Raw genomic sequence first — 4,604 nt, 5'->3', positions numbered from 1 at the left:
GGTGCTGGCGCTTCCCTCACGGCAGCACATTGCCTGGAACGACGAGGATACGGTGAACGTGGAGGACCGGCTTGGTGAGCGGCAAGAAGTGCGCGACACAACCGGCATTCGGTAGAAACCGCCACCATAACCGCCACCACTATTAATGAAAAAGGCCCTCAGTGTGAACTGAGGGCCTTTTCTGTGGTCGTGTAAGGAGTCGAACCTTAAACCTTCTGATTCGTAGTCAGATGCTCTATCCAATTGAGCTACACAACCAGTTCCCGTGTTGGGAGCGCAAAGGTAAGGAAACAAAATGCGCCAGTGCAAGCTACAAGTGCCTTTTTCGTGAAGAAATATTAGTAATCACCGGCAACTGGCTAATAATCAGTCGGCCATTTTAAGCATTATTGGCGGTGCCGCGGCGTAGCACCTTTTGCAAGGCCCGATTGAAGACAACGTACAGGCCAAACAGTGAGGCCGCCACCAGGCCCACCAGCACGATTTTGCTCAGAGTGCCCTCGTCGGGGTCGCGCAGCAGGGCCAGCACGTCAGAGGCCTTGGTGCCGAGCCAGTAGAAAAACAGGCTGCGCGGGAGCATGCCCAGCACCGAGGCCGCCAGAAAGCGCTTGCGGGGGACGCCCACTATCGCCAGCACAAACGTCATGAGCGCGAAGGGCAGCACGGGGGAAAGGCGCGTGAGCAGGATGAGCTGCCAGCTCTGGTGCTGCAGCTCGCCGAGCACGGCCTCCGCCTTGGGGAATAGGTGCAGGAAGTGGCGCAGCTTGCCGTGGTCGAGGCGCTGGGCCAGCTCGTAGCCGATGGCGGCGGCCAGCGCGTAGGCCAGCACCATGCCCGGCAGCCCGGCCCAGCCGAAGTAATAGCCCGTGACGATGGCCACGAACGTGGTGGGTGTGAGGGCAAATGCCATGGTGAAGGCGATAATCACAAAATACAGCGCCACCTGCCCCGCACTCAGGTGGTGCAGCAGCTCCTGCTTTTCGTAGAGCAGGCCCAGCAGCGAGGCCGAGCCCAACAGCGGCACGGCCACCAGCAGAAACATGGTGAGCAGCGTGGAAAAATTCTTCTGGAACAGCTCGCGTAGGAATTTCATGGGAAGGGATTGGGGATGGGGCGCGGGCCGGTGGGATTTATACCGACCAGACCCGGAGGCCCAGCCAGCCATACGTGGCCAGCACCGCCGCCAGCCACCCCAGCGCGCCGTAGGTGAGCAGCAGGTACCAGGCTACGGCGCGGCGCCGGAAATGCCCAAAGTAACGCACCGTGAGCAGGAACCCCGCCACGGTGCAGGCCACGAACACCAGCGGCCCCAGCGAAAACAGCACGGTGGGAAGGTTGACCTGCCCCGCCGTCCAGATGTGCTCGCCCAGGCTGAAAAGGGCCGCCAGCGTGACCATCAGCGCGCTGGCCGCCAGCAACGGCAGCAACCGGGGCAGCAGCTGCACCCGCGGAATTTTGCGGCGCAGCACCTGCACCAGCCCCACCAGCGCCGCCAGGCTACTCGTGAGCACCAGCAGCCCGCACAGGGCCAGCAGCGCCGGCGGCAGCCACCACCAGAAACCGGCCGCCAAGGCGTATTCAGAAGACGTTATCAGCACCTGCCGGCCTTCTTTGTCGTGGGTGAGCACGGCGGTGGCCGTCTGCTCGGCGGGGCGGCGGAAGGTGAGCGGGCCGGTGGGCAGCAGGGTATCGGCCTCGCCAATGAGGGGTTCATTCAACAAAAAATTGCCCTGCCGGCGCAGGTTGGTTCCGCCCACCAGGTAGTCGGCAAAGCCGGCCATTTCGTTGCGGGGGGCGGCGCTACGGTAGTGGCCCAGATAAGGCGCCACGGCGGCCACATCGAGCGGGACGCGGGCCGGCGGGGTGGGGGTGGGCAATTGCCGCAGCAAAAACGCCTGCACCAGCTGCTCCAGCTTCGGGGCGCGCACGCCGCCGTTGTTCGAAAACGAATAGCCCACGCCCAGTTCGCGGTTGTAGCCGAAGGCGGTGATGAAGCCGTCGATGCCGCCGCTGTGGCCCCGGAACGGGACCTTGCCCTTCAGGCCCAGCGCAAAGTTGGCCAGGCCGTAGCCGTCGTGCAGGCCGGTGCGGTCGGAGAGGGGCGAGTGGGCCGTTTCCATCTCGTGCAGGCTGGCGGGCTGGAGCAGGGCCGTGCCGTCGGGGGTGCGGCCGTCGTGCAGAAAAAACTTCACCCACTGCGTCATATCGGCTGCCGAGGCGCTCATCGAGCCGGCCGGCCCGGCATAAATAGGCAGCAGCGGCACGGCCTGGTAGTGCCCGTCGGCGAATTTGTGGCCCTGCGACATGCCGGGGCCGGGAATGATGCGCAGCGCCGGGGTGGCATCGGGCATGGCCAGCGGGCGCAGCAGGTGCGTGGTGAGGTACTGCTCGTAGGCCTGGCCGCTGAGCTTTTCGAGCAGGTAGCCCGCCACTTCGTAGCCGGGGTTGGAATAGCTCATGCGCTCGCCGGGGCGCCAGCGGCAGCGCAGCTCGCCCCGGAACACGGCCAGGGCGGCCGGGCCGCGCGGGTCGGTGGGCGTGGGGTTGTACACGTGGTTGAGGCGCATGTCGTCGAAGCCGGCGGTGTGCTCCAGCAGGTGCACCACGCGCACGGGGTCGGTGGCTTCCCAGGGGTTGTCGATGGGGATTTCGGGCGCGATTTTGTGCACCTCGTCGTTCAGGTTCAGCTTGCCTTGCTCGATGAGCTGGAGCAGGCCGGCCACCACAAACGTCTTCGTAACCGAGCCGATGCGGAAGCGGGTGTGCGCCGTCACGGGCCGCTGGGCAGCTATATCGGCCAGGCCCAGGCCGCCCTCAAACAGCACCGAATCGTGGCTCACCAGCGTGAGCATCAGCCCCGGAATGTGTTCGCGGGCCATCACGTGCCGGAGCGAGTCCTGGAGCTGCGCCAGCGAGTGAATGACGGGAACGCCCGGCTGAGCAACGGCCGGCACCGCCAGCAAAACGGCCAGCAAGGCAGCAAGAAGTAGATTTTTCAACATGCAGAAAGAGGGGAAGAAGTAATTGTGAACAAGGAAAAAGCACGACGTGCTTTTGCACAGAATAAATTCAATATTACGAAGCGCCAGGTACCGGTCGCTTTTCATTCGGGCGCATTCCCCGACCTTTGCCGGCAAGTTTATTCTCACCGGCTCCCAGCCCTGCTCACCCACCCATGAAATTCGCCACCAAAGCCATTCACGCCGGCGTGCACCCGGACCCCGCCACCGGGGCCATCATGACGCCCATCTACCAGACTTCGACCTACGTGCAGTCCTCGCCCGGCAAAAACATGGGCTTCGAATACTCGCGCACGCACAACCCCACCCGCTCGCAGCTGCAGTCCGCCGTGGCCGCCCTCGACAACGGCAAGCACGGCATTGCCTTCGCCTCCGGCATGGCCGCCATCGACTGCGTGATGAAGCTGCTCAAGCCCGGCGACGAGGTTATTTCGACCAACGACCTCTACGGCGGCAGCTACCGCCTTTTCACCAAAGTGTACGAGCCGTTCGGCATCAAATTTCACTTCGTGCCGATGCACGACATGGCCGCCGTGCGCGCCGTGGTGAGCGAAAAAACCAAGCTCATCTGGGTCGAAACGCCGACTAACCCGCTGCTGAATATCATCGACATTGCCGCCGCCGCCGCCGTGGCCAAGGAAGCCGGCGCCCTGCTGGCCGTCGATAACACCTTCAGCACGCCTTATCTGCAAACGCCGATGGATTTGGGGGCCGACATCGTGATGTATTCGCTGACCAAGTACATGGCCGGCCACTCCGATACCGTGATGGGCGCCCTGGTGGTGAACGATGACGAGCTGCACGAGCGCCTGAGCTTCTACCAGAATGCCTGCGGCGGCACGCCCGGCCCGCAGGACTGCTTCCTGGTGCTGCGCGGCCTCAAAACGCTGCACATCCGCATGCAGCGGCACTGCGAAAACGGCCGCGCCGTGGCCGAGTACCTGCGCCAGCATCCCAAAGTGGAAAAAGTGTACTGGCCCGGCTTCGAAAACCACCCCAACCACGCCGTGGCCGCCAAGCAGATGCGCGACTTCGGCGGCATGATTTCCTTCGTGCTGAAGGGTGACCGCCAGGAAGACGCCATTGCCGTGCTGGAGAAATTCCAGTACTTCACCCTGGCCGAAAGCCTGGGCGGCGTGGAAAGCCTTTCGGGCCATCCCGCCACCATGACGCACGCCAGCATTCCGGCCGAGCAACGCCGCAGATCGGGCCTCAGCGACTCGCTCATCCGCCTGAGCGTGGGCATTGAGGATGCCGAGGATTTGATTGCGGATTTAGCCCAGGCCATCGGGTAGAGGCTTTGTAAAAGCCCAGAACGTCATGCTGAGCGAAGTCGAAGCATCTCTACTGCGTAAGTAATGTATTTACTATGGCGGTAGAGATGCTTCGACTTCGCTCAGCATGACGTTCGTTTTTGGGTTCTTCCTAGGACGTGTGAACAATTAAGGTAGCTTTGAAGATGCAAAAAGACCGCACATTCCTGACCGACCCGCACTGGCAACGCCTTTCGCCACTCTTGCCGGGCCAAGCGAATGCCTGCGGCGTGACGGCCAAGGACACGCGCTTGTTCGTGGAGGCCGTACT

At 63.1% G+C, this 4,604-nt stretch carries 3 protein-coding genes and 1 tRNA gene; 1 reads left to right on the top strand and 3 read right to left on the bottom strand.

Annotated features, from left to right (window positions below):
- Positions 1-184 precede the first annotated feature (184 nt).
- The 3 genes from J4G38_RS26520 to J4G38_RS26510 form a co-directional block, all read right to left on the bottom strand.
- A tRNA-Arg gene (locus J4G38_RS26520) sits at positions 185-258 on the bottom strand.
- Positions 259-379: 121 nt separating this feature from the next.
- Positions 380-1,093 carry a TVP38/TMEM64 family protein gene (locus J4G38_RS26515; protein WP_210521885.1) on the bottom strand — a complete coding sequence of 238 codons (714 nt, stop codon included), beginning with the start codon at positions 1,091-1,093 and terminating at the stop codon, positions 380-382.
- A gap of 37 nt (positions 1,094-1,130) precedes the next feature.
- Positions 1,131-3,002 (bottom strand): serine hydrolase domain-containing protein, encoded by a 1,872-nt coding sequence (locus tag J4G38_RS26510; RefSeq protein ID WP_210521884.1) that lies wholly within the window; start codon positions 3,000-3,002, stop codon positions 1,131-1,133.
- 173 nt (positions 3,003-3,175) lie between these two features.
- Here J4G38_RS26510 and J4G38_RS26505 point away from each other — a divergent pair, with 173 nt between their 5' ends.
- Positions 3,176-4,315 (top strand): cystathionine gamma-synthase, encoded by a 1,140-nt coding sequence (locus tag J4G38_RS26505; RefSeq protein WP_210521883.1) that lies wholly within the window; start codon positions 3,176-3,178, stop codon positions 4,313-4,315.
- Positions 4,316-4,604 lie beyond the last annotated feature (289 nt).

The organism is Hymenobacter terricola, from assembly GCF_017921975.2.
Lineage (GTDB): Bacteria > Bacteroidota > Bacteroidia > Cytophagales > Hymenobacteraceae > Hymenobacter > Hymenobacter terricola.
This window is presented reverse-complemented; position numbering and strand designations above follow the sequence as displayed.

Bases quoted from the DNA above. Each gene is read 5' to 3' on its own strand.
- J4G38_RS26505 (WP_210521883.1), top strand. From the start codon at position 3,176: ATGAAATTCGCCACCAAAGCCATTCACGCCGGCGTGCACCCGGACCCC.
- J4G38_RS26515 (WP_210521885.1), bottom strand. From the start codon at position 1,093: ATGAAATTCCTACGCGAGCTGTTCCAGAAGAATTTTTCCACGCTGCTC.
- J4G38_RS26510 (WP_210521884.1), bottom strand. From the start codon at position 3,002: ATGTTGAAAAATCTACTTCTTGCTGCCTTGCTGGCCGTTTTGCTGGCG.